The following is a 385-nucleotide window of genomic DNA, read 5'->3' on the forward strand; positions in this document are numbered from 1 at the left end:
CCGCAGTTTTCCGGTGATCGTTCCACTGTTCTGGATGACCGCGTTCGGCGCACTGGTCTCTACCGCAATGCCGTTGGTGCCCAACACCATCGGCACGGCGTTGATCGTGCCGGTATTGATCAGGGTCGCGGTGGTGCCGCTGGTTAGATCGACGGCCACGGCGTGATCGGCGTTGGCGCGGACGATACCGGTGTTGGTGAAGGTCAAGGCGCCGGGGGAGACCAGCTCGGCGCCGTAGGCGGTGGTGGTGGTGGTGGTGGTGCCGGTGGCGATCGCCTTGACGGTGCCGAGATTGCTGGCCGACACGGTCGCGCCGGAGGCATACAACCCGGTCGCGACGCTGCCGGCACCGTTCGCGGTCGCCACGATGAAGCTGGACTTGCCC

The 385-nt window shown here is 66.5% G+C and carries 1 protein-coding gene; it reads right to left on the reverse strand.

Annotation, left to right across the window (positions count from 1 at the left end; all coding sequences use genetic code 11):
• On the reverse strand, window positions 1–385 hold a 385-nt coding region (locus GSQ75_RS05465; RefSeq protein ID WP_216840610.1), incomplete at both ends, for a hypothetical protein.

Source organism: Dyella sp. S184, assembly GCF_009766065.1.
Lineage (GTDB): Bacteria > Pseudomonadota > Gammaproteobacteria > Xanthomonadales > Rhodanobacteraceae > Rhodanobacter.